The sequence below is a fragment of the Arsukibacterium sp. genome (genome assembly GCF_033722355.1).
Taxonomy (GTDB): Bacteria; Pseudomonadota; Gammaproteobacteria; order Enterobacterales; family Alteromonadaceae; genus Alishewanella.
Window position 1 is genome coordinate 1 of sequence record NZ_JAWVZF010000028.1, and the last position, 22,815, is coordinate 22,815.

The 22,815-nt window shown below is 50.0% G+C and carries 20 protein-coding genes; 13 read left to right on the forward strand and 7 right to left on the reverse strand.

The genetic code is table 11. From position 1 onward, the window contains the following. Nucleotides 1–713, reverse strand: a 713-nt coding sequence (locus tag R3177_RS04865; RefSeq protein WP_318969911.1) for a histidine kinase dimerization/phosphoacceptor domain-containing protein, incomplete at its 3' end; no start/stop codon positions are given. A 129-nt stretch (nucleotides 714–842) separates the two neighbouring features. Between R3177_RS04865 and R3177_RS04870 the strand changes: the two genes are divergently transcribed. The 3 genes from R3177_RS04870 (at nucleotide 843) to R3177_RS04880 (ending at nucleotide 3,562) form a co-directional block, all read left to right on the forward strand. Next, nucleotides 843–1,601 carry a hypothetical protein gene (locus R3177_RS04870; protein ID WP_318969912.1) on the forward strand — a complete coding sequence of 253 codons (759 nt, stop codon included), beginning with the start codon at nucleotides 843–845 and terminating at the stop codon, nucleotides 1,599–1,601. 53 nt (nucleotides 1,602–1,654) lie between these two features. Further along, complete coding sequence (locus R3177_RS04875; protein WP_318969913.1) at nucleotides 1,655–2,464, forward strand: SDR family oxidoreductase; 810 nt, start codon at nucleotides 1,655–1,657, stop codon at nucleotides 2,462–2,464. Between the two features lie 126 nt (nucleotides 2,465–2,590). Further along, nucleotides 2,591–3,562, forward strand: a complete 972-nt coding sequence (locus R3177_RS04880; RefSeq protein ID WP_318969914.1) for a sugar phosphate nucleotidyltransferase — start codon at nucleotides 2,591–2,593, stop codon at nucleotides 3,560–3,562. 40 nt (nucleotides 3,563–3,602) lie between these two features. Here the strand turns inward: R3177_RS04880 and R3177_RS04885 are convergent, their stop codons facing one another. Continuing rightward, the gene (locus R3177_RS04885) at nucleotides 3,603–4,844 is read right to left on the reverse strand and encodes a malic enzyme-like NAD(P)-binding protein (RefSeq protein WP_318969915.1); all 1,242 of its coding nucleotides are present in this window, start codon (nucleotides 4,842–4,844) and stop codon (nucleotides 3,603–3,605) included. Nucleotides 4,845–5,398: 554 nt separating this feature from the next. Between R3177_RS04885 and R3177_RS04890 the strand changes: the two genes are divergently transcribed. Further along, nucleotides 5,399–6,304 (forward strand): sel1 repeat family protein, encoded by a 906-nt coding sequence (locus R3177_RS04890; RefSeq protein WP_318969916.1) that lies wholly within the window; start codon nucleotides 5,399–5,401, stop codon nucleotides 6,302–6,304. Between the two features lie 82 nt (nucleotides 6,305–6,386). On the opposite strand, the gene rpmE is transcribed toward R3177_RS04890, so the two are convergent. After that, nucleotides 6,387–6,599: a 50S ribosomal protein L31 gene (gene rpmE, locus R3177_RS04895; RefSeq protein WP_318969917.1), complete on the reverse strand. Its 213-nt coding sequence runs from the start codon at nucleotides 6,597–6,599 to the stop codon at nucleotides 6,387–6,389. A gap of 203 nt (nucleotides 6,600–6,802) precedes the next feature. Here rpmE and priA point away from each other — a divergent pair, with 203 nt between their 5' ends. From priA to R3177_RS04920, 5 genes are all read left to right on the forward strand, one after another. After that, nucleotides 6,803–8,977: a primosomal protein N' gene (gene priA / locus R3177_RS04900; RefSeq protein WP_318969918.1), complete on the forward strand. Its 2,175-nt coding sequence runs from the start codon at nucleotides 6,803–6,805 to the stop codon at nucleotides 8,975–8,977. Nucleotides 8,978–9,063: 86 nt separating this feature from the next. Beyond that, on the forward strand, nucleotides 9,064–9,639 hold the full coding sequence (locus tag R3177_RS04905) for an SPOR domain-containing protein (RefSeq protein WP_318969919.1): 576 nt from the start codon (nucleotides 9,064–9,066) through the stop codon (nucleotides 9,637–9,639). Between the two features lie 59 nt (nucleotides 9,640–9,698). Continuing rightward, nucleotides 9,699–10,217 carry an ATP-dependent protease subunit HslV gene (gene hslV, locus R3177_RS04910; RefSeq protein WP_318969920.1) on the forward strand — a complete coding sequence of 173 codons (519 nt, stop codon included), beginning with the start codon at nucleotides 9,699–9,701 and terminating at the stop codon, nucleotides 10,215–10,217. 11 nt (nucleotides 10,218–10,228) lie between these two features. After that, on the forward strand, nucleotides 10,229–11,563 hold the full coding sequence (gene hslU, locus R3177_RS04915; RefSeq protein ID WP_318969921.1) for an HslU--HslV peptidase ATPase subunit: 1,335 nt from the start codon (nucleotides 10,229–10,231) through the stop codon (nucleotides 11,561–11,563). 17 nt (nucleotides 11,564–11,580) lie between these two features. Beyond that, nucleotides 11,581–11,952 carry a DUF971 domain-containing protein gene (locus R3177_RS04920; RefSeq protein ID WP_318969923.1) on the forward strand — a complete coding sequence of 124 codons (372 nt, stop codon included), beginning with the start codon at nucleotides 11,581–11,583 and terminating at the stop codon, nucleotides 11,950–11,952. Nucleotides 11,953–11,964: 12 nt separating this feature from the next. Here the strand turns inward: R3177_RS04920 and R3177_RS04925 are convergent, their stop codons facing one another. Beyond that, on the reverse strand, nucleotides 11,965–13,827 hold the full coding sequence (locus R3177_RS04925) for a methyl-accepting chemotaxis protein (RefSeq protein WP_318969924.1): 1,863 nt from the start codon (nucleotides 13,825–13,827) through the stop codon (nucleotides 11,965–11,967). A 75-nt stretch (nucleotides 13,828–13,902) separates the two neighbouring features. Then, complete coding sequence (locus R3177_RS04930) at nucleotides 13,903–15,903, reverse strand: bifunctional diguanylate cyclase/phosphodiesterase (RefSeq protein WP_318969925.1); 2,001 nt, start codon at nucleotides 15,901–15,903, stop codon at nucleotides 13,903–13,905. A 160-nt stretch (nucleotides 15,904–16,063) separates the two neighbouring features. Between R3177_RS04930 and rraA the strand changes: the two genes are divergently transcribed. Together rraA and R3177_RS04940 are read left to right on the forward strand one after the other, a co-directional pair. Then, nucleotides 16,064–16,549, forward strand: coding sequence for a ribonuclease E activity regulator RraA (rraA, locus tag R3177_RS04935; RefSeq protein WP_318969926.1), 486 nt, complete (start codon nucleotides 16,064–16,066; stop codon nucleotides 16,547–16,549). Nucleotides 16,550–16,567: 18 nt separating this feature from the next. Beyond that, nucleotides 16,568–17,626 (forward strand): formimidoylglutamase, encoded by a 1,059-nt coding sequence (locus R3177_RS04940; protein WP_318969927.1) that lies wholly within the window; start codon nucleotides 16,568–16,570, stop codon nucleotides 17,624–17,626. On the opposite strand, the gene R3177_RS04945 is transcribed toward R3177_RS04940, so the two are convergent. After that, nucleotides 17,623–19,149 (reverse strand): bifunctional diguanylate cyclase/phosphodiesterase, encoded by a 1,527-nt coding sequence (locus tag R3177_RS04945; RefSeq protein ID WP_318969928.1) that lies wholly within the window; start codon nucleotides 19,147–19,149, stop codon nucleotides 17,623–17,625. The genes R3177_RS04940 and R3177_RS04945 overlap by 4 nt on opposite strands. 80 nt (nucleotides 19,150–19,229) lie before the next feature. Continuing rightward, a complete protein-coding gene (hutI, locus tag R3177_RS04950; RefSeq protein ID WP_318969929.1) occupies nucleotides 19,230–20,450 on the reverse strand; it encodes an imidazolonepropionase in 1,221 nt (406 codons plus the stop codon). Nucleotides 20,451–20,555: 105 nt separating this feature from the next. On the opposite strand from hutI, the gene hutC reads away from it, so the two are divergent. Both hutC and hutU read left to right on the forward strand, forming a co-directional pair. Beyond that, entirely contained in the window at nucleotides 20,556–21,272 is a 717-nt protein-coding gene (hutC, locus tag R3177_RS04955; protein WP_318969930.1) for a histidine utilization repressor, read from the forward strand. Nucleotides 21,273–21,282: 10 nt separating this feature from the next. After that, nucleotides 21,283–22,815, forward strand: a 1,533-nt coding sequence (gene hutU / locus R3177_RS04960; RefSeq protein WP_318969931.1) for a urocanate hydratase, incomplete at its 3' end; no start/stop codon positions are given.

Below are 22,815 nucleotides of genomic sequence, written 5' to 3' on the forward strand. Positions count from 1 at the left end.
AGCAGCAATTTGGCAAGCTGATGGCAATTATCAACCTGTTTTTTGGCCTCACCAGCAGTTAGATGACTGGCTACCTGTAACTGAATAGTCAGTGCCGTTAAATGGTGGCCGACCAGATCATGCAGATTACGGGCAATCCGGGTGCGCTCGCTCTGCCGCGATGCGGCCTGCAATAATTGCTGAGTTGCCAACAGTTGCTGATGCTTTTGCTCTAATTCTTCTTTTGCCGCTTCAGCATTGCGGCTGGCACTTTGCACCAGTACCGCAAATAAATGAAAACAGCCATACAGCAATGCAGTTATCCAGAATTCCGTTCCGCTTTGCCAGGACTTCACAGCAAACCAGGTGGCGACCACACCGGTTGTCAGCAGCAAAGCCTGGCCCGTTCGCATGACAAAAGGCAGCATAGCAGCCCAGATAATAGTCAGAATTGTCAGAAACTCGAAATTACGTGTTGGTGTCAGCCACAACAGACTAAAAGCAACCAGCAACTGCAGCAGCAACAGCAAGGGACCAAATTGGCCTCGCAGTGTCCAGCGCCCCTGTTTGCCTGTCAGAAGCCAGAACAATACGCCGTATGCAATAAACAATAAATGCAACGCCAGCGTAGGATGTGCCGGTGCTGTTTGCTGCAAAATATACATACTGATGCCATAGACCAGCAGCCAGGTTAATAAGCCTGCCAGCGCGGCAAAATCAATTTTTATTTTCATATTGCTATTATGCTTGAGGTCAATCTAACTGCAATAGGCCGGAAGTCATAGTATAAAGTCCTGACTTCTGGCACCTGTTCCGACATTAATCTGCGCGTAGACTGGCAACATTAATTGAGGAGGCTGACCATGTTAGTTATTCATACCACATTGATGTATCTGCATATAGCACTTGGTGCCATTGCGCTGCTGCTTTTCTGGTTACCGATCATCGCCCGCAAAGGCAGTAAACTGCATATTAATGCAGGTAAAATATTTTATACCCTTATGCTGCTTGTCTCGGCTTCAGGCATTATTATGAGTCTGATTGGCTTATCCGATCCGGTTGGTATTTATATCAACAACCAACAACTAACCGGCGAGCAAATTGCCAGACTGATGTACTGGCGTATTCCTTTTAGCTATTTTCTGTTACTGCTTAGTCTGCTGACCTGGGTAACGGTTCGCCACGCCATCGGTGTCCTGCGCGCTAAAGCAAACCGGCATTTGTTGCGCCGCTGGCACTATCAGGGCCCGGTATTGCTGATGGTTCCCTCTGCGATATTTGTTGGCTGGCAGGGCATCAGAATAGGTATGCCATTACTGATAATTTTTGCTGTCGTCAGCTTAATGTCGGCAATAACCATTACCCTGTATGTCTACCGGTCCTCAGTGGCACCCCGTGCCTGGATCATCGAACATTTCAGCTCCATGGTCGGTGCCGGCATTGCCGTTTACACGGCCTTCTTTGCTGCCGGCGGCAGACGGGTGTTATCGCAGTGGCTGCCGGGAGAATGGCAGATGGTCAGCTGGCTGGCCGCACCGGTAATTGGCATAATAATCCTTGCCACACTGACCGGTTACTACAAACGGAAATACAAAGTAAAGCCTGACAGCGCTTTACAATAGCCTGGCCCTTAGCTTAATGTCCTGTGCAGTAATAGCACAGGGCATCATCATCAATGGCGATAGTTCATAATTCTCTTCAAAATAAAGTTATCTGGATTACCGGCGCCTCGGGCGGTATTGGTGAAGCCCTGGCCCAGGAACTGGCGGCAGATGGTGCCCGGCTGATATTAACAGCCCGCCGTGAACACGAGCTCGAGCGGGTGCGCGCCAGTCTGTCCAACCCTGCCTTACATCTGATATTACCGCTGGATATTACTGATAGTCAGGCGATTAGCACAGCAGTCGCGACTATCTCAGAAAAGGTGGGTGGCCTTGACTGGCTGATTAACAATGCGGGTATCAGCCAGCGTGCTTTGATCATCGATACGACAATGAGTACTGAACGCAAATTGTTTGAAGTGGATTATTTTGCCCAGATTAATCTAACACGTCAGGCTCTGCCATTGCTGCTGGCTGATGGCGGCGGCAAAGTGGTGTTTGTCTCGTCTGTCGCCGGTTTAGTCGGCACTCAGTATCGCGGCAGCTATTCTGCCGCTAAAGCCGCACTGCACTTATGGGCCAACAGTTTGCGGGCGGAGTTATCTGATCAGGGGCTCGCTGTTGCGACTATTTTTCCGGGTTTTGTTAAAACAGAGGTGTCACGCAATGCCTTAACGGGCGACGGTAGAGCGTTGGGAGAAATGGATGACGCTCAGGCCAGTGCCATGACGGCAGAGCAGTTCGCTGAAAAAGCGATTAAGGCGCTGCTTAAAGACAAAAGTTACATCGTTATCGGAGGGTTAAAAGAGCGCCTGGGAGCCTGGATATCGCGCTTATCACCCGAATTGCTTTACAAAATAATCCGAAACAGTAAAGTGCGCTGAACATCAGCAAAATAGTCGCAAACCTTACTTTACAGATAAACCAGTCATCCTTTGATCAGGATCAATCCATGCGGCCAGCAGTAGACTAGGCTTAATGACACGTTAAGCCCGCAAAATGAGTTTCTAATGTCAGCCTTGTTAAATGTGGTACTGGCCGGTGGCTGCGGCAGCCGCTTGCGACCTTTGACATTACATCAGGCCAAACCGGCAGTGCCTTTCGCCGGTCACTTCAGAATCATCGATTTTGTGTTAAGCAATTTATTGCATTCCGGCTTTACTGAGTTATTAGTATTGACTCAATATCAGGCGGCCAGTCTGGAGTACTACCTGTACCAACACTGGGCCAGCCGTTTTGATCATCAGGGCTATTTGCAATGCTACAGAGCACCAGCGGCCATGATCACAGGCACCGCCGGCGCTGTTGCGTTGCAGTTAAGCCAAATCCGCGACTTGCAGCCGCGCTGTATTTCCCTGTTAAGTGCTGACCATATTTATAAAATGGATTACCGGCAACTGCTGCAATATCATTTAAATCGCCAGGCAGCGGTAACCGTTGCTGGGATAGCAATCCCAAAAACCTATGCCCGGCATTTTGGTATTATTCAAACTGATGCCAATGGCAGGATAACGGACTTTGTGGAAAAACCGCAATCACCCCCACCCTGTATGCCGGGAAAACCCGGCTATGTACTGGCATCAATGGGCAATTATATGTTTAATGCCACCACCTTATATCAGGCACTGACACCGTGGCAACCGGGTCAACAACTTGATTTTGGCCAGCATCTGCTGCCGGATCTTATCCGGCAACACCCTGTATATGTGTATGACTTTGCTGATAATATTTTGCCAGGCACCCAATCTCTCCCTGGCTACTGGCGTGATGTCGGCACGCTAAACGCCTATTATGCCGCGCAGCAGGATGTATTAAACCATCCCGACTGGCTGCAAAGCCGCGGACAGCAATGGCCCATCCTCAGCGGCACAGCTAACAACATCAACAGCGTTTACCATCAGTTGCGCAAGGTACAACCCATGTCCGGCTGCTGGCCTTGTTATGCAGGCGGCCTGTCCGAACCGCGGCAGCAATTGCATTAACAGACTGTACCCGCCGCCTGGCAGGTTGTACTGATGTTTTTTACTGATAGTAATTATCTGGCAGCTCAATCCGGGCGACACCAGAGGCTACGGCAGCCTCTGCTACAGCACGCGCAACCCGTGGCAGCAGCCTTGGGTCCATTGGTTTAGGAATAATATAAGCTTTACCAAACTCCAGCTTATCAATATGCGCCGCCTGCAACACTGCAGCAGGAACCGGTTCTTTGGCAATCTCACGAATAGCATTTACTGCCGCAATTTTCATCTCATCATTAATAACACTGGCCCTGACATCCAGTGCGCCCCTGAAAATAAACGGGAAACACAGCACATTATTAACCTGGTTCGGATAATCAGAGCGGCCGGTAGCCATAATCAGATCTTCGCGGGCGGCATGCGCCAGTTCCGGTTTAATTTCCGGATCAGGATTAGAACAGGCAAAAATAACCGGATTGGACGCCATTAATTGCAATGCTTCAGGTGGCAGTACATCCGGACCTGAGACCCCCACGAAAACATCAGCGCCGTTTAATGCGTCTTCCAGCGTACGCTTATCGGTATTGTTGGCAAATAGTAATTTATACTGGTTTAAGTCATCACGCCTGGTATGTATCACCCCTTTGGTATCCAGCATATAAATATGCTCACGTTGCGCCCCGCATTTAATGAGTAGCTCCATACAGGCTATAGCTGCAGCACCGGCTCCCATGCAGACAATCCGCGCTTTGCTGATGTCTTTACCCTGGATTTCCAGTGCATTTAACATACCGGCAGCAGTCACAATAGCAGTCCCATGCTGATCATCATGAAATACCGGTATTTTGCAGCGTTTAATCAGTTCCTTTTCTATTTCGAAGCACTCGGGCGCTTTGATATCTTCAAGGTTAATACCACCAAAAGTATCGGCGATATTAGCCACCGTATTAATAAACTCTTCAGTTGTACGATGATTCACTTCAATATCAATCGAGTCGAGATTCGCAAAGCGTTTAAATAACAGCGCCTTGCCTTCCATTACCGGTTTTGATGCCATTGGACCTAAATTGCCTAAGCCCAAAATTGCTGTGCCATTGGTAATAACCGCCACCAGATTACCTTTTGCAGTATATTTGTAAACATTGTCGATGTCGGCGGCAATTTCCCGCACCGGCTCAGCCACACCGGGACTGTAGGCCAGAGCCAAGTCTTTAACGGTTTCTGCCGGCTTACTGATTTCAATACTAATTTTGCCTGGTGTTGGCTCTGCATGGTAGCGCAGCGCCCGCTCTCTGAAATCTGACATCTTGTTTTCCTGCATTAAATGAGTGAGGGTAACTTCTGATTATTGTTGTGTCTGTGACATGGTGGCGCGATTTTAACAGCGCAACAGCGCCTTACTGACCATACCACTTTAGTCTTATTACAGTGTGTTATAGCAACTTAAGCCACAATCGCCAAGGGCCTGACCAAAGCAGATTTCCCTTAAAAAGGTAAAACCGATACCGGTTACATAAAATAACAGGAAAGCAGCTGCGTAATATTGCGCTTATTCTGACTAACTATCAGGAAATGTTGCCAGGTATTTCCAGCCAAAACACTGGCATTTCAGGCGTATAGCCATCTAAATAACAATGGCTACACTGCATAATTTTCTAAATATTGGAATTTAAACTATTTTTTTTATTAATACTGACTATTTGCTTAAAATACCAACAATCAGAACTGCGTCGCCCAGCCAACTCATTCATAGTTTCATTACATTTGTTTACAGTTTGCTGTACCTGTTGTCTTGACCCTGCCAACTGCGTGACCGATCATTGCAATATAAATTTTTTGTAAACAATCTGGAGAGACATCATGCAGACCACACGGATAGTCAGTGCTTTGGCACTAAGTTTAACATTGGCATGGATTGGAGCCACTTCCCTCCCTGTTATGGCGTCGACCGAAACCAAGGTATGTGCAGGTGACCAGTGTGAAAATGAGATGCGCCGGCTGATTAAGCTGGCCCGCAGTGGCAGCGGCGATGCGGCAGCATTTGTTGCTATGGCCTATGCGTCGGGTGATGGGCTGGAACAAGACTTCAAAGAAGCAGAGCGCTTTATCAGACTTGGTGTAAGACATCGCAACCCAATGGCAACCTATCTGATGTCTGACTGGTACCGCAATGGTTTTGTGCTGGAGCAGAATATCGAGCAGGCTGATAAACTGCTTGCCCAGTCGGTGAAAAGCGAATATCCACCGGCAATGTATCAACAAGCCTTTTTATATTTACAAAGCGACGATGAAAGCAAAGCCACCGAGGCTGTCAGCTTGCTCGAAAAAGCAGCCGAGGAGAAGCTGATGAATGCGATGTTTCTGCTGGCAAGACTAAAGCAAACGGGCACGGCTACAGAACAGGATTTAGCCGGGGCAGGCGCCTTATTCAAAGCGTTGACCCTGGCCCGTCATCCTCAAGCCCGGGCTTACCTGCAGCAGGTCATTGACGAACTGGCCGCAGACGAGCAACAAACTGAGCTGATAGCCGACTTTCGCAGTGTCGACGATATTGAAGTGATTGAAGTGCGTGGTCAGAAAATAGAAGCCAATATGATGCTCGACGGATTAGTAAGACGGCTTAATGCCAGTGGTAAATATGACCGTCGCTCAGTCGGCAGTCGGATCAGCGGCGTGACCTGCGAGAATTCCGGCTCGGCCTGTGCTTCAGTTAAACCGGGAAAAGGAGCCAGTTCTGTGGGTGAAGTATTAAGCGGCGGAAAGTAGCTGGCTGCCTGAAACCAGCTCACGCCAGAGACAAAAAAAGCACCGTAAGGTGCTTTTTTTGTCTCTGGAATACTTTGGCAAATTAACGACTGCCCAGCACCGAGAAACGTTTTTTGAAGCGGTCAACCCGTCCACCAACGTCTAATACTTTCTGCTTACCGGTGTAGAAAGGATGGCAGCTTGAACAAACGTCCAAGTGAATATCTTTACACAGCGCAGAGCGGGTTTTAAAGCTGTTACCGCAAGTACAGGTTGCAGTAATTTCTTTGTATTCTGGATGGATACCTGGTTTCATGGGTTACCTCGTTAGGCCGTATCGCTATCTGGTCACCGTGTGCCAGACACCATACGTAATTACAGTTAATTAAGGGCGCGTAGCTTAATAGATAGCCGGCAAAGATGCAACTGCCCTGCTGCTATATTTGCCATTTTGTTTTACTTGGCAGCGGCAGGAGGGCACCTTACACTAGGGGTTATCTAACCTGAAGGATCTTTACTTTGTCAGTTATCCGCGTTGCTTTGCCGCTGCCGTTACGCCAACACTTTGATTATTTACTTAGTCGTAATCAACAAGTGCAAATTGGCTGCCGGCTGCGGGTGCCCTTCGGAAAACGCGAATTAATTGGTGTTGCCTGGCAGCTTGAACCCTCAGATCATTATCCGTTAGCCCAGTTGAAACCAGTGATTAGCATAATCGATGACCAGCCGGTGTTAAGTGATACCCTGCGCCAGTTGCTGACTTTTGCTGCCGAATATTATCATCATCCGCTTGGCGAAGTACTAAGCGCAGCGCTGCCTGCTTTACTGCGGGAAGGAAAAGATCTGGCCGACTATCAACAGTACGCGTGGCAAAGAACTACCGCCGGGGCTGCGGCCAGCGCTGCCAACTTCAAACGCTCGGCCAAACAGCTGGCACTGTGGCAGGCATTAGAGCATGGCCCGGTTCCCGCCTCAGAACTGCTTACCAGCCATTCCCGCAACGCGATAAAACAACTCACTGATAAAGGGCTGATAGAGAGAAATATTTTGCCATTACTGCCATTCAGTCAGCGGGGCCTGAAACAGCCGGCTTTGCAACTGACCGCTGATCAGGCCCTGGCTGTTACGGCTATCAATCAGGCTGCCGGCAGGTTTCAGGCACTGCTGTTGGAGGGGGTGACCGGCTCCGGTAAAACTGAAGTCTATCTGCAGGCTATTGCGCCTTTGCTCGATGCCGGCTTGCAGATATTAGTTATCATACCGGAAATAGGCCTGACGCCGCAGACCCTGTCCCGCTTTCAAAGTCGCTTTCAGGCACCGGTGCTCTGCTGGCATTCGAATCTTACTGATACAGAGCGCCTCAACTGCTGGCAGCAAACACGGGCAGGCAGTGCCGCTATCGTGATCGGCACCCGCTCAGCGCTGTTTTTGCCTTTTGCCAGGCTTGGTTTAATTATTATTGATGAAGAACATGACTCGTCGCTTAAACAGCAGGATGGTTTTCGTTATCATGCCCGCGATCTCGCCATTAAACGGGCAGCTCTGGAGCAGTGCCCTATTTTGCTTGGCTCGGCGACGCCGTCTCTGGAAAGTCTGTATAACTGCCAGCAACAGCGGTTTATCCATCTTAGTTTGCATAACCGAGCAGCGGGCCAGGCCATGCCGCGGTACCAGCTGGTAGACTTAAAACAACAAGTACTGCAATTTGGTCTGGCAAGTCAGACTTTGCAGTATATGCGCCAGCAGCTGCAACAGGGCCTGCAAGTTATGCTGTTTTTAAACCGGCGTGGCTTTGCACCCGCGCTCAGTTGCCAGGAATGTGGCTGGCTGACTGAGTGTCATCGATGCAGTGCATTTACCACTTATCATAAACAAAGCAGACAACTGGTGTGCCATCACTGTGGGGCGATTAAAGCCGTACCTCGCCAATGCGGCGGCTGTGGCAGTGCAAGATTAGCCCCCGTTGGACAAGGTACTGAACAACTGGAAGAAAATTTGCAGCAACTGTTTCCAGATATTCCGGTCACCCGCCTCGATCGCGATACGACCCGTCGTAAGGGCACACTTGCCAGTGCCCTTGACAGCATCAATCAGAGCGGACCAAGGCTGATCCTCGGCACCCAGATGCTGGCAAAAGGACATCATTTTCCTTTTGTTACGCTGGTGGTTATCGTCGATGTCGACGGCGCTCTGTACAGCAGTGATTTCAGGGCACCGGAACAACTCGGTCAGTTACTGACTCAGGTCGCAGGCCGGGCGGGGCGTGGCAGTAATCCGGGCACAGTATTACTGCAAACTCATTATCCTGAGCATGTATTACTGCAGGATATTATTCACAACGGTTACGCTTCGTTTGCCCGCAGCGCTCTGCTAGAGCGGCAACATACCCGGCTGCCGCCCTATCAGCATCTGGCGATGTTCCGGGCAGAGGCGTTGCAAAGTACGCTATGTCAGCAATGGCTTTCCGACCTGGCAGCCCTCGCAAAACCCCTGCCGGGATTAGAGCTGTTAGGCCCGCTTAGCTGTCCGATGGAAAAACGGGCCGGAAAATATCGCTGGCAATTACAGCTGTACAGCAACCAGCGGCCTCAACTGCATCACGCTCTGAATACCCTGCTTGTCGCACTGCAAAGCTGGCCGCTCAGTCGCCAGGTGAAGTGGCAGCTTGATGTTGATCCGATTGATTTGAGCTGACAGTAACAGGCTGCTTATTTCTTTTTCAGACTAAGCAGGTAGAATAGCGCCAGTCAAAGTGAAAGCCAGGTAGTTAAGCTGTCGATATGCCGCAAAAAGATTACGTAAAAACCGCCCGTCCCAAGCCTAAGGCCAAATCCAGAGCCAGCAATTCGCGGCGGGGTAGCTCCCGTCATGCCAGCAAAGCCGGGCGGCCCTGGTTACTGATAATCATCACTGTTGTGTTACTAAGCGGGTTTGCTGCTTTTCTGTGGTACCTAAAACAACAACCCGCCGGCGCAGTTGACCCTGCACCGGCCGCAAAGCACAGCAAGCCTCAGGTGGACGAGCTACCTGCCAAGCCGGTTGCTGAACCCTATCAGTACATTAAAGAGCTGGAAAATAAAGAAGTTCAGGTAGAAGTAGATACCAGCAACCGGGAATCACAGGGCCCATTCCAGATGCAATGCGGCTCATTCCGGCAAGCCGACCAGGCCGAAGCTATGCGTGCGAAAATCGCCTTTGCCGGTTTTGCTTCTGCTGTCCGCCGCACTGAAGGCAGTAACGGTGTCTGGTACCGGGTGGTCCTGGGCCCTTATGATTCAAAACGCCAGGCGACTGCTGATCGCAACCGGCTGCAGCAACAGAACATCAATGGCTGTCAGATCTGGAACTGGACTTGAAAAGCAGTGGTGCCAGCCACACTTAAGCCCTAGGTTTATTCGCCATAGGGCAAAAATTCATGACAACTATCGTTTCTGTTCGCCGTAATGGCCACGTTGCCATTGGCGGCGATGGTCAGGTGTCGCTGGGTAATACCGTAATGAAAGGTAATGCCCGTAAAGTGCGCCGGCTTTATCACAACAAAGTACTGGCTGGCTTTGCCGGCGGTACCGCCGATGCCTTCACTTTATTCGAACGTTTTGAAGCAAAACTGGAGATGCATCAGGGACATTTAATGCGCGCAGCAGTAGAGCTTGCCAAAGACTGGCGCACCGATCGTATGTTGCGCAAACTAGAGGCTTTGCTGGCTGTCGCAGATGCAAATTGCTCACTGATTATTACCGGTAACGGAGATGTTATCCAGCCAGAGCATGATTTAATTGCCATCGGCAGTGGTGGTCCTTTTGCCCAGGCTGCGGCCACCGCATTGCTACAAAATACTGAGCTGAGCGCCAAAGATATTGTCGAAAAAAGCTTAACGATTGCTGGTGATATTTGTGTCTACACCAATCAGCAACATACCATTGAACAACTTTAAGCAGGTTAATTATGTCTGATATGACACCCAGAGAAATAGTCCATGAACTGGACCGGCATATTATTGGCCAGAATAAAGCCAAACGGGCGGTAGCAATTGCCCTTCGTAACCGCTGGCGCCGGATGCAGCTGGAAAAAGGATTACGGGCTGAAGTCACCCCGAAAAACATTCTGATGATTGGTCCGACTGGTGTGGGTAAAACCGAAATTGCCCGCCGGTTGGCAAAGCTGGCCAATGCCCCTTTTATCAAAGTTGAAGCCACTAAATTTACTGAAGTCGGCTATGTTGGTAAAGAGGTTGAAAGCATTATCCGTGATCTGACCGACAGTGCGGTGAAAATGTTTCGCGAACAGGCAATTGCCAAAAATCGTTTCCGGGCCGAAGAAGCGGCAGAAGAGCGCTTGCTGGACGCCCTGTTACCCAGAGCCCGCGATAACTGGGCAGATTCGGATAGCCCGCCGGCCACCGATAACACAACCCGGCAGATTTTTCGCAAAAAGTTACGCGAAGGCCAGCTTGATGACAAGGAAATTGAACTGGAACTGGCACAAACCCCGGTAGGCGTCGAGATCATGGCGCCACCCGGTATGGAAGAAATGACATCGCAGTTACAAAGCATGTTTCAGAGTCTGGGCAGTGACAAAAAGAAAAAGCGTAAACTGAAAATTAAAGATGCGTTTAAGCAGCTGATCGAAGAAGAGGCCGCACGGCTGGTTAATCCGGAAGAATTAAAAGCAGAAGCACTGGAAGCGGTTGAACAAAATGGCATCGTATTTCTGGATGAAATTGACAAAATTTGTAAGCGTGGCGAGACCAGTGGTCCTGATGTTTCCCGCGAGGGTGTGCAGCGTGACTTATTGCCACTGATTGAAGGTTGTACCGTTAATACTAAGCATGGCATGGTAAAAACAGATCATATTCTGTTTATCGCGTCTGGCGCCTTTCAGATGAGTAAGCCATCTGACCTGGTACCTGAGTTGCAGGGCCGTCTGCCAATCCGGGTAGAACTCGAGGCACTGACTGCAGCTGATTTTGAACGGATCTTAACTGAGCCCAAAGCGTCATTAACCGAACAGGCGATTGCGATGCTGGCCACCGAGGGAGTAAAAATCAGCTTTAGTGCCGAAGGCATTAAGCGGATTGCCGCGGCAGCATTTAAGGTAAATGAAACAACCGAAAATATTGGTGCCCGCCGCTTGTATACCGTGATAGAGCGCTTGCTGGAAGAAATATCTTATGATGCCGCCGACCACGCCGGAGAACATATTGAGATTACTGCCGATTATGTCGAACAGCATCTGGGCGCTTTAGTGCAGGATGAAGATTTAAGCCGGTTTATTCTGTAACAAGGACAGGTAGACTTATGGCATTACGAACCCTGCATTATCACCGGCAACGGCGCTTGCTGGATCTGGTTTTTACCGATGGCGCCGTTCAGGTACTGTCTGCAGAGTTTTTGCGGGTCCATTCGCCATCAGCAGAAGTGCGGGGCCATGGCAAGCCCAGGCTGATAGCGAATAAACGCGATGTCGGCATCAGGACAATTCACCCCGTAGGTCATTACGGGGTTAAATTAACTTTTGATGATGGCCATGACACTGGCTTGTACTCCTTTCGCTATTTATGTCAGCTGGCAGAGGATCAGCATAGTCTGTGGCAGCAATATCTGGCAAAGCTTAAGGCGGCTAATGCTAGTCGCGATAGCCTGATTGATACCCGTCAGCTTAGCCATTAATTAACTGCCGGCTCAGGCTTTGAACATCTCGACGCTCTGCCGCAAATGGGCAGCCTGTTGTGCCACCTCTTCACTGATGGCGGCATTTTGCCGGGCATATCCGAACGTATCGTCCGATAAGTCACGGATTTTAACTACATTTTTATTCACTTCTGCCGCAACGTGGCTTTGCTGCTCAATGGCAGCTGCTATCTGAGTCGTCATATCCATAATGTTGGTGACATCGTCAGTGATCTCAGTCAGCAGTTTCATTGCAATACCGGCCTGCTCGGCACTGTCGGTGCCTTGCTGCCGGCATTGCTGCATCGACTCAACAATATGGCGGGTACGGCCCTGTAATGCGGCAATAATTTCCTCAATCTGGCCGGTTGACTGAGCGGTCCGCTGCGCCAGATGCCGCACTTCATCGGCAACCACAGCAAAACCTCGGCCCTGATCGCCCGCTCTGGCCGCTTCAATTGCGGCATTAAGCGCTAGTAAATTCGTTTGCTCAGCAATTCCCCGAATCACATCTAAAACTGAACCTATTGTCTGACTGTCCTGCTCCAGCTCACTGACAATTCGCGTGGCCTGTTGCAACCGGTCTGAAAGTTGCTGGATCTGGGATACCGTTTGTTCGACTTCACGCCGGCCACTGACCGCATTCTGGTTGGTACTGTCAGCTTTGGCCGCAGTCATCTCAGTATTGCTGGCAATTTCATTGATAGTGGCCCCCATTTCGGTTACCGCCGTGGCGACCATATCTGTTTCTGATTGCTGCCTTTGCATCCCCTGACTGGTATCAGAGGTTGACTGTGCCAGCTCCGCGGTTGCCTGGTCCAGCATGGTCAGGGCCTCATTGACGGTGCGGATCAGGTGCTGAATATCGGCCAGCATGGCATTAAAATCCAGGGCTAACTGGCTCATTTCGTCCTGACCGCTCTCATCTACCCGTTGCCGGAAATCATGTTCGTTGCGAATAAGACCTATGGTATTGCATACTGCCAGCACCGGCCCGATGATACTGCGGCTGGTCAGGCCCACCAGCGCCAGCATCAGTACCAATACCACGACAAAAATCAGTACGGCCAGTTGTTTGGTGCTGGCAACGGCCGCGGTTAACACCGCGCTGGTGTCTGCCGACAGCGTTGCCAGGCTGGTCTCTGTTTGCTGAATAGCAGAGCGCATTTGTCCGGTCAGGCCTTCTGTCTCATCTAAGCCCAGTTGACGCATCCCCTCAACCAGTGCATTAAAACCGTCACCATAAGCGGTTGCAGACGCCACAGCGGCAGGGTAGTTCAATTGCAAAATCGCCGACAGGCGGTCAAAATCCTGATTAAAACGCTCAACATAGGCCATATCGCGTCTTAGCAGAAAATCTTTTTCCTGACGACGTAATTGCAATAACAACAGTTGCCAGTCGGTATTATTGGTTGCGCTAAGTTGCTGCTCCAACCCCTGCGCACTTTCACGCAGGCGGCCCTGTAAGCCCTCTGCCGGCGTTAAGCCAAGCTGTTGCTGCTGCGCCACCAGTTGATTAAATACCTGCTGATATTCACTGGTCAGCTGGCTGAAGCGGTCAAGGGGTGCCACGGCAATATCGTGACTTTGCAGCGATTGACGCAATACAGCAACCTTGTCTGTTAACAGTTCGATACGGTCATTTAAGCGTTGCTGATATTTCAGTTCGCTGCGCATCATAAAGTCTTTTTCATGGCGTCTTAACATCAGCACATCGGTATTCAGTTGTTCGATTAACTGCTGGGTGGTGGCAAGACTGGTCAGCTGATTACTCTGGTAAAATAAAATTGCCAGCATCAGCAGCATGGCAATCAGTAACGCTAAAGCATTGGCGAACAGCCGTTGTTTGATGGTTAACCGCCGTAATGACTTCATAGGTAATACCTGTTATTCAGAACTAAATTTAAGATTAGTTTACTTTAGTAAAGGTAAACAGAAATAACGGATCAATTAGCACGGATAATTTTTAATAAAAGCCAACGCTTCTGTTTCAGGCAAGGGTCTGGCGATATAATAACCCTGCACCGCATCGCAGGATAAGCTACGAAGCAAGTCAAGCTGTTCAATGGTTTCCACCCCTTCAGCCAAGATGCGCTTACCCAGACCATGTGCCAGTTTAATCATGGTTTTCACGATCATCATATCAGAGTCATTTGATGTCATATCCATTACAAAACTGCGGTCTATTTTAATTTTCTCAATCGGCATTTTGCGCAAATACGCCAGTGACGAGTAACCGGTACCAAAGTCGTCGATAGAGACTTTAATACCCATTTGCTGTAATTCCAGTGCAAAATTTGAACCTTTCTCCATATCCTGCATTGCTGTATTTTCCGTTACCTCCAATTCGACCATCTCAGGTGAAACAGAATATTGCTGCAGTAGCCCTTTAACTTCCTGTTTTAACCCTTCCTGCTGAAAATGGACCGGTGACATATTTACTGCCAGCGGAATATGCACTCCTTGCTTTTGCCAGCGCTGAATGCTGGCAATGGCATTACGTAAAATCACTAAATCTAACACCTGATTAAGGCCAAGCTGCTCGCACAACGGTAAAAACTCGCCAGGCATTAACAAACCGCGCTCCGGGTGCTGCCAGCGCACCAGCACTTCAAATCCTTCCAGTTGATTACTCCGCAAACTAAGCTGGGGCTGGTAATACAATACAAACTGATCTTCATTGATTGCCTGTAATAATTCGCTTTCCCAGGCAAGTAAGCGGGCGGTTTCCTCTTCCATACCAGCCTGATAGCTTATCCAGCTGGCTTGCAGACGCTTCGCCTGATGAAAGGCAATATTAGCCTGTTGCAGCAATCGCTCTGCACTATCAGCATGGGTCGGGTAATGAGCCAAACCAATACTGGTAGTCAGTTTTACCGGCCCGCTGTCGAGCAAAAAAGGCTTTTCAATCAGCTGTTGTATATGCTGCAGGCTATACTGCAATTGCTTGTCGTTAACAACGTCTGCCAGCACCAGTGCAAAAATGTCGCCGCCGGTGCGGGCAATCAATACCGGCTTAACAATGCTCTGTTCCAAACGCCGGATAACTTCGCGTAAGATCCGATCGCCCTGCTTCAACCCGACTGATTCATTGACGTTTTTAAATTTATCCAGCCCCAGCATCACCAGATGTAAATTACCGACAGCTGCCGTTGCAATTAACTGATCCAGCTTGATTAACAATGCATCACGATTAAGCGCACCGGTAAGCTGATCGTGTTGATCCAGATAGCGGGTTTTTTCGGTCAGTTTCAGGTTAGTGCTGCGCTCATTTTCCTGCAGCCAGATGATCAGGGAAAAACCCAGCGTCACCAGCATTGTCAGCTCAATACTCTTATACAGGTACATATGAGTAAAGCTGGCAACAGTGCTTATCATCAGCATGTCGCTAAGGGTATTGACCAGATAAAGCAGGCCCCACAGCATCAGGACCACAGACGCCAGTTTCGGCCCGACACCACGGCCATTACTTTGCCATAAACCAATACCGGCCATAAATAACAGGATACCGGTTAACGTAAACCGAATTTGAGACTCCAGCAGTGGCTGCCAGTATTGCAATACCGGAAACGCTAACGGTAATAGCACCCCGGCACAGGAGATGATAAAGATAACAATAAAGAAACGCACCGCCGGCCAGCGTAATACCTGATTGGTGCTATGCGGGAACTGCAAGCGGTTACCCAGCAACATCAGTAGCGCAAAGCTGTAACAGCCAAAATGGATAAGCACCGCAAGCGGCACCTGCACCCAACTGCGGCCAATATCAGTGGTATAAAGCAGTAAAATAGCAAATTGATAACCAGCAAACGTCACAAAAGCCAGCAACCAGACTTTCAGATAAGTTTGCCGGTATACCCGCAGGTAATACCACAATAACAGTGCCATAAGCAGGGCTAACCCGGTTTGGGTTACATAAATGGCAGTTCGTGCGAATAATTCTGCAGGCATTGCATTCTCTTATTGCGTGTCAGCTACACCTTAGCAAACAAAATGCTTTGGCAGCAATACTTTGTTAAGTGCAAAAATGTCAATGCATTGATTATTCCCTTGAGCTTGCAAGGCATAGCGCTATACTGTGCAAAAGTTGTTGCTGCCTACGGAGCTTTACATGGAATACAATACTTCAGAGCTGTGCGATCTTTATGCGGATCAGGTTGACGTGGTCGAACCCATCTTCGCAAATTACGGAGGCAGACGTTCATTTGGCGGTCAAATTCATACCGTTAAATGTTTTGAGGACAACGGCCTGTTGCGGCAAATTCTGGCTGACAGCGGCGTCGGTAAAGTGTTGCTGGTTGATGGTGGTGGCTCTGCCCGCCGGGCGTTGATTGATGCTGAGCTGGCTAGCCTGGCAGCCGGTAACGGCTGGGAAGGCATTGTTTGTTATGGTAGCGTCCGCGATCTGGATGCGCTGGAAGATTTTGACATTGGTATTCAGGCCGTCAATGCCATTCCTATCGGTGCAGATGACAATGGCTTTGGCGAAACCGAGGTGCCGGTTAATTTTGGTGGTGTGACATTTTTACCGGGCGATCACTTATATGCCGACAGCACCGGTATCATTCTGTCACCTGATCCGCTTGATATTGAATAGCAATAATAAGCCTGTGTTATGTTAAAACGGTTTACCCGAAACGAGCTCGCTGAATACTGCATCCTGCGCAGTAATGAGACCCGGTTAGGTCAGCAACTGCAGTTACCGGATCCCGATATGCCATATGCCGATCTGCTGGCAGCCCATAAAGCTGCCGGAGGCCAGATTGTGCTGATGGGGATAGCTGAAAGTATTGGCCCAAGGGCAAATATGGGCCAAAGCGGAGCTGAGCTGGGATGGCAGGCGTTTTTACAACGTTTTTTAAATCTGCAACATAACGATAGTCTGTTAACTCAGCGTATTTTGCTGCTTGGCCAGATTGACTGCGACGATCTGCAGCAAAAGGCAGCGACGCTTGATAATCAGAACCCACAGCAGCTGGCACAATTACGCCAACTGTGTACCGAACTGGATTCACGGGTCAAAACCCAAGTTGCACCTGTTTTAGCAGCAGGCTTATATCCTGTGATCATTGGTGGCGGCCACAATAATGCTTTTCCTCTATTGCACGCGTTGGCCGAAGTCAGTGGCCAGCCGGTCAATTGTGCTAATCTCGACCCGCATGCTGACTTTCGGCCACTGGAAGGCCGACATAGCGGTAATGGCTTCAGTTATGCCAGCAAAGCCGGTTACCTTGGCCATTACACTGTGCTCGGGCTTGATCAGCATAAAAATTCCGCCACCAGCCTGGCCATGTTGCATCAGGCGCAAGCGGATTATATCAGCTACCAGCAAATTGCAATCAAACAGCAACTCTCCTACCAGCAAGCTTTAGATCAGGTAATCGAACAATGTTGTCAGGGGTTGGCTGATATTGCGATAGAGCTGGATACCGATAGCATCCAGGCAATGCCGGCCAGTGCCATCAATTACAGCGGTCTCAGTGTTGAACAGGCAGGCCAGTTTGTTTTTCAGCTGGCCAGGCTGCCCCGGGCCCGATACTTACATCTGGCTGAAGCCGCACCGGCGTGTCATCCGGCAGGTCTGGCTGCCGGGCTGACGCAATGTGGTCAGGTGCTGGCAGTGCTTGTGCTGGCCTTTATCGAAGGGAAAGCCCAACAGCCGCCTGAAATTTAGCCTGGATGGCGCTGTTGCCACTGGCGCAGCCAGGCCGGGAAGCCTGTCAGTTCAAACGGTTGAGAATACCAGAAACCCTGGCCGCGGGAGCATCCCATTCGCAACAGCTTATCCTCCACCTCGGCCCCTTCCACACCTTCGGCAATCACGCCCAAACCCAGATTGCGAGCCATATCAATAATAGCGCCAGTAATGGCGACATGCGCTTCAGTTTTGTGTAATTCGCTGATAAAGCTGCAGTCTACTTTGACATACTTTATTGGCAGCTGACGCAAATAAGCCAGCGAAGAAAAACCAGTACCGAAGTCATCCAGCACCAGCTCAACACCGAGCCGGTGTAGCCGTTGCATCATCGCCATCGCTCGCAGTGGCTCTGCTAATAATGCATTTTCACTGACTTCCAGCATAAGTAGCTGCGGTTTGACCTGGTACTTTGCAAAGAGCTGCTCCAGAGCCTCTACCAGCTCTTCCTGCAGTAAATCCTTGCTGGAAATATTGACAGCAATCCGGCTGACTAACTGTTGCTCAGTTAAACTGGCGATACTTTTAATGGCCTGTTCTAATACCCACAGTGTAAGCGGATAAATGACACCCATTTCCTCAGCCAGTGCCAGAAAGGCTTCCGGCGCCAGTAAGCCCTTCTTCGGATGCCGCCAACGGATCAGCACTTCGCCGGCCAGCACCTGGCGGTTTCGCATCGCCATTTGCGGCTGAACAAACAACACCAGTTGATTTTCATCAATCGCCTGGCGTAATTCTGCCATCAACGCCAGTTTCTCCGTGGTGTAGTGAATCATCTGAGGGTTAAACAGTAAACCCTCCCCGCGTCGCCACTGAAAATGCTGCAGTGCCAGATAGGCACGCTCCAGTAATTCACTGAATTGCGTGCCATGTTCAGGGTAAAGTGAAATGCCCGCAGCCAGGTGATAATCAATAGCGCAGCCATGCACCAGCATTGGTTGCGGCACCGATTGCTGCAGCTGGCGGGCTAAAAACTCTGCCCGGGCCGGCTGGCTGCCGACATCAAGCCAGATCGCAAAGTCAACACTGCCAAGGTGGCACAGCCTGACCGGTTGTTGCTGACGGTATTCATAAGTGAGTATTTTATTCTCATCAGCAAGTTTATCGTTAATCCGCTGGGCTATCTGTGCCAGAATAAGGTTGCTGTTACTGTGGCCCAGCAACTGATTGATTTGATCAAACTGCTCTACTTTCAGTAAAATAAGCGCATAATTCTGCTCAGGTGCGCTTTTTAGCAGTTCATCAAGTTTGCGTTGTAAAGCAAACTTGTTCGGAAAGCCACTGACATCATCATGCAGAGAATAAAAACCCTGCATATCCGGTTTGGGTTGCAATGCCCGCCACAACCGGAACTTCAGGGCAACGATATAAATAACGGCCAGCAATAACAGCAACAGTAACAGCAAAGTAACCGGCAATGCCGGACCGGTTTGTTCAGCCATGGCTGGCGCGCTGGCTGTGAACAGCCCCAACACCAGCAAACGATCAAATCCTGATATCATGCCGCTACCACACCTTGTTACTGCTGTTTGTGTTCTGCAAACAGCTTACCCCAAATTTTGGTATTGTAAAGCGATGCAATTTAACCGATTACCGTTTTACCTTTAATTATCAGCTGCTTAAGCTGATTAACACCAAACTGATAACAAAGCTCGGCCGGTTGGCAGATAGCGTAACGGGCAAAATCTGCCCGCATCCCGGCAGTCAGTATGCCGCGATCAGTTAAACCGAGGGCTGCAGCGGCGTTGCGGGTAACCCCCAGCAATGCTTCTTCCGGGGTTAAACGAAAAAAAGTACAGGCCATATTTAACATTAACGGTAATGAACACAACGGCGAGGTACCGGGATTCAGATCGGTTGCGACTGCCATCGGCACCCCATACTGGCGCAACAGGTCAACCGGTGGCAGCCGGGTTTCCCGCAAAAAGTAATATGCACCGGGTAGCAATACCGCAACCGTGCCGGCTTTAGCCATAGCAGCAACACCAGCTTCATCAAGAAATTCAATATGATCAGCCGATAAACCATTAAATTCAGCAACCAGGGAACTGCCGCCCAGATTGGACAGTTGCTCGGCGTGAGCCTTTACAGGTAATCCCAGCGCCCTGGCAGTAGCAAATACTTTACGACACTGGCTGACGCTGAAACCCAGGCCTTCACAGAACACGTCTACCGCATCAACCAGTTTGCCGGCGTGCAATTTAGGTAACATCTGACAAACAGCATCAATATAATCATCAGCATTATCAGCATACTCAACAGGCAGCGCATGGGCGCCCAGAAACGTCTTAATCACGGCTGCCGGCTGATGCTCGTCAAGCTCTGCCGCCACTTCAAGTATTTTTTGCTCTGTAGCCAAATCCAGACCATAACCTGATTTAATTTCCACCGTGCTTACCCCCTGGGCCAGCAGGGTATTCAGCCGCTCTTTTGCCAGTTCAAACAGCTGCTGATGACTGGCCACGCGGGTAGCGGCTACTGTTGCTTTGATGCCGCCACCAGCGGCTGCTATCTGCTGATAGCTGGCGCCGTTTAGCCGCATTTCAAACTCGTTAGCCCGGTTTCCCCCATAAATAAGATGAGTATGGCAATCGATAAAACCTGGCAGCAGCCACTGGCCCTGCACATCATGCAGCGGGGTGACTGTCGGATCAAAATCCGGTAATTGCCCGCGCCTGCCGACAAAAGCAATAACGCCATCTTTTACTGCCAGCACACCATTTTCAATGGCACCATAAGGCTCGCCATTGTCTGTCATGGTGGCGATATTAGCGTTAATCCAGATAGCATCAAACTGCTGCATAAAGTTCTCCTGTTGGCAATGGCTAAGTAATTTTACACCAACAACTTGTATATACAACCAAATTGCAGTATTTTCTAATCCGTGGCAGTGAACACCGGAGTCATAATGGCGGTTGCTAAATTTGCTGAAATAAAAGAGTTTATGTTAAGCCAGATTGAAATTGGTGCCTGGCCTGAACATAGCCGGGTGCCGTCAGAAAATGAGCTGGCCGAACAATTCAGTGTCAGCCGGATGACTGCCCGCAGAGCACTACAGGAACTGACCGAACAAGGTATTTTATATCGGACTCAGGGTGTCGGTAGCTTTGTTGCTGCGTTGAAATCACAATCTTCACTGCTGGAGATTCGTAATATTGCCGATGAGGTGCAGGCTCGCGGCCATGCTTACAGTGCCCGCCTGCTGCAGCTGACCGAGCTGCCCTGCCCGACTATTATTGCCAGTGCGCTGGGCCTGCGACGCAACGATCCGGTTTTCTTTTCATTAATAGTCCATCTGGAAAATAACTTGCCGTTGCAGCTGGAAGCACGTTATGTCAGTCCGTTGCAAGTACCTGACTATACCGCACAGGATTTCAGTTACCAGACCCCTCATCAGTATCTGAGCCTGATTGCGCCATTGACCGAGGCAGAGCACACCGTTGAGGCCATCTGGCCGGATGATTTCACCTGCAAACATTTAATGCTGAAAAAAGCCGAACCCTGCCTGCGGCTGACCCGCCGTACATTCAGCCGTGACGGTGCCGTCAGCCTGGCTTATTTGACATCACCGGGTAGCCGTTACCGTTTGGGCGGCCATCTGAATTTTTCATTACCGACAGCATAGAGAGTATCTGATGACAGACTCACGTATTGATAATAACCGGATAGTGCGTGCCGACCGCGGCACTACCCTCAGTGCCAAAAGCTGGCAAACCGAAGCAGCCAAGCGGATGTTGATGAATAACCTCGATCCCGAAGTCGCTGAGCACCCGCAAGCTTTAGTGGTTTATGGTGGCATTGGCCGGGCCGCCCGTAACTGGCCATGCTTTGATAAAATTGTCGAAGTATTAAACCGCCTGGAAGACAACCAGACCTTACTGGTACAAAGTGGCAAGCCGGTCGGGGTTTTCCCGACTCATCCTGATGCACCGCGGGTATTAATTGCTAACTCGAATCTGGTGCCGGCATGGGCCAACTGGCAACACTTTAATGAGTTAGACCGCAAAGGACTGATGATGTACGGTCAGATGACCGCAGGCTCCTGGATTTACATTGGGACCCAGGGCATTGTGCAGGGTACCTATGAAACCTTTGTCGCGATAGCGAAACAACATTTTGCCGGTGATGCCAGTGGCAAATGGATTCTTACCGGCGGTTTAGGCGGTATGGGCGGTGCCCAGCCACTGGCTGCCACTATGGCCGGCTTTCATATGATTGCCTGCGAAGTAGATGAAAGCCGGATTGATTTCCGGTTAAAAACCCGCTATCTGGATAAAAAAGCTTACTCGCTGGATGAAGCTTTAGCCATGCTGGAACAGGCCAAAGTGGACGGCAAACCAATCTCTGTTGGCTTGCTGGCTAACGCCGCAGATGTATTTAGCGACTTGGTTAAACGGGGCATAACACCTGACGTGGTAACTGATCAAACATCAGCACATGACCCGTTAAACGGTTACCTGCCGCAGGGCTGGAGCATGCAGCAAGCCGCAGAACAACGCCGTGTTGACGAGGCCGGCGTGGTTAAAGCAGCAAAAAAATCGATGGCGGTTCAGGTCAGCGCCATTCTTACGTTACAGCAACGCGGCGCGGTAGCAACCGATTATGGAAATAACATCAGGCAGATGGCCAAAGATGAAGGCGTAGATAATGCCTTTGATTACCCGGGATTCGTGCCAGCTTATATCCGGCCACTGTTTTGTCAGGGGATAGGACCATTTCGCTGGGTAGCACTATCAGGCGATGCAGAAGATATCTACAAAACCGATGCCAAAGTAAAAGAGCTGATCCCTGATGATCCCCATCTGCATCACTGGTTGGATATGGCGCGTCAGCGTATTCAGTTTCAGGGATTACCCGCACGTATTTGCTGGATCGGTTTAAAAGATCGCGCTCGCATTGCGCTGGCCTTTAATGAGATGGTGAAAACCGGTGAGCTTAAGGCTCCGGTTGTTATTGGCCGCGACCATCTGGACTCGGGCTCAGTGGCCAGTCCGAACCGGGAAACTGAAGCTATGCTTGATGGCTCTGATGCCGTGTCAGACTGGCCATTATTAAATGCCCTGCTTAATACCGCAGGTGGCGCGACCTGGGTTTCATTGCATCACGGCGGTGGTGTGGGCATGGGCTACAGTCAGCACAGCGGGGTGGTAATTGTTGCGGATGGCACA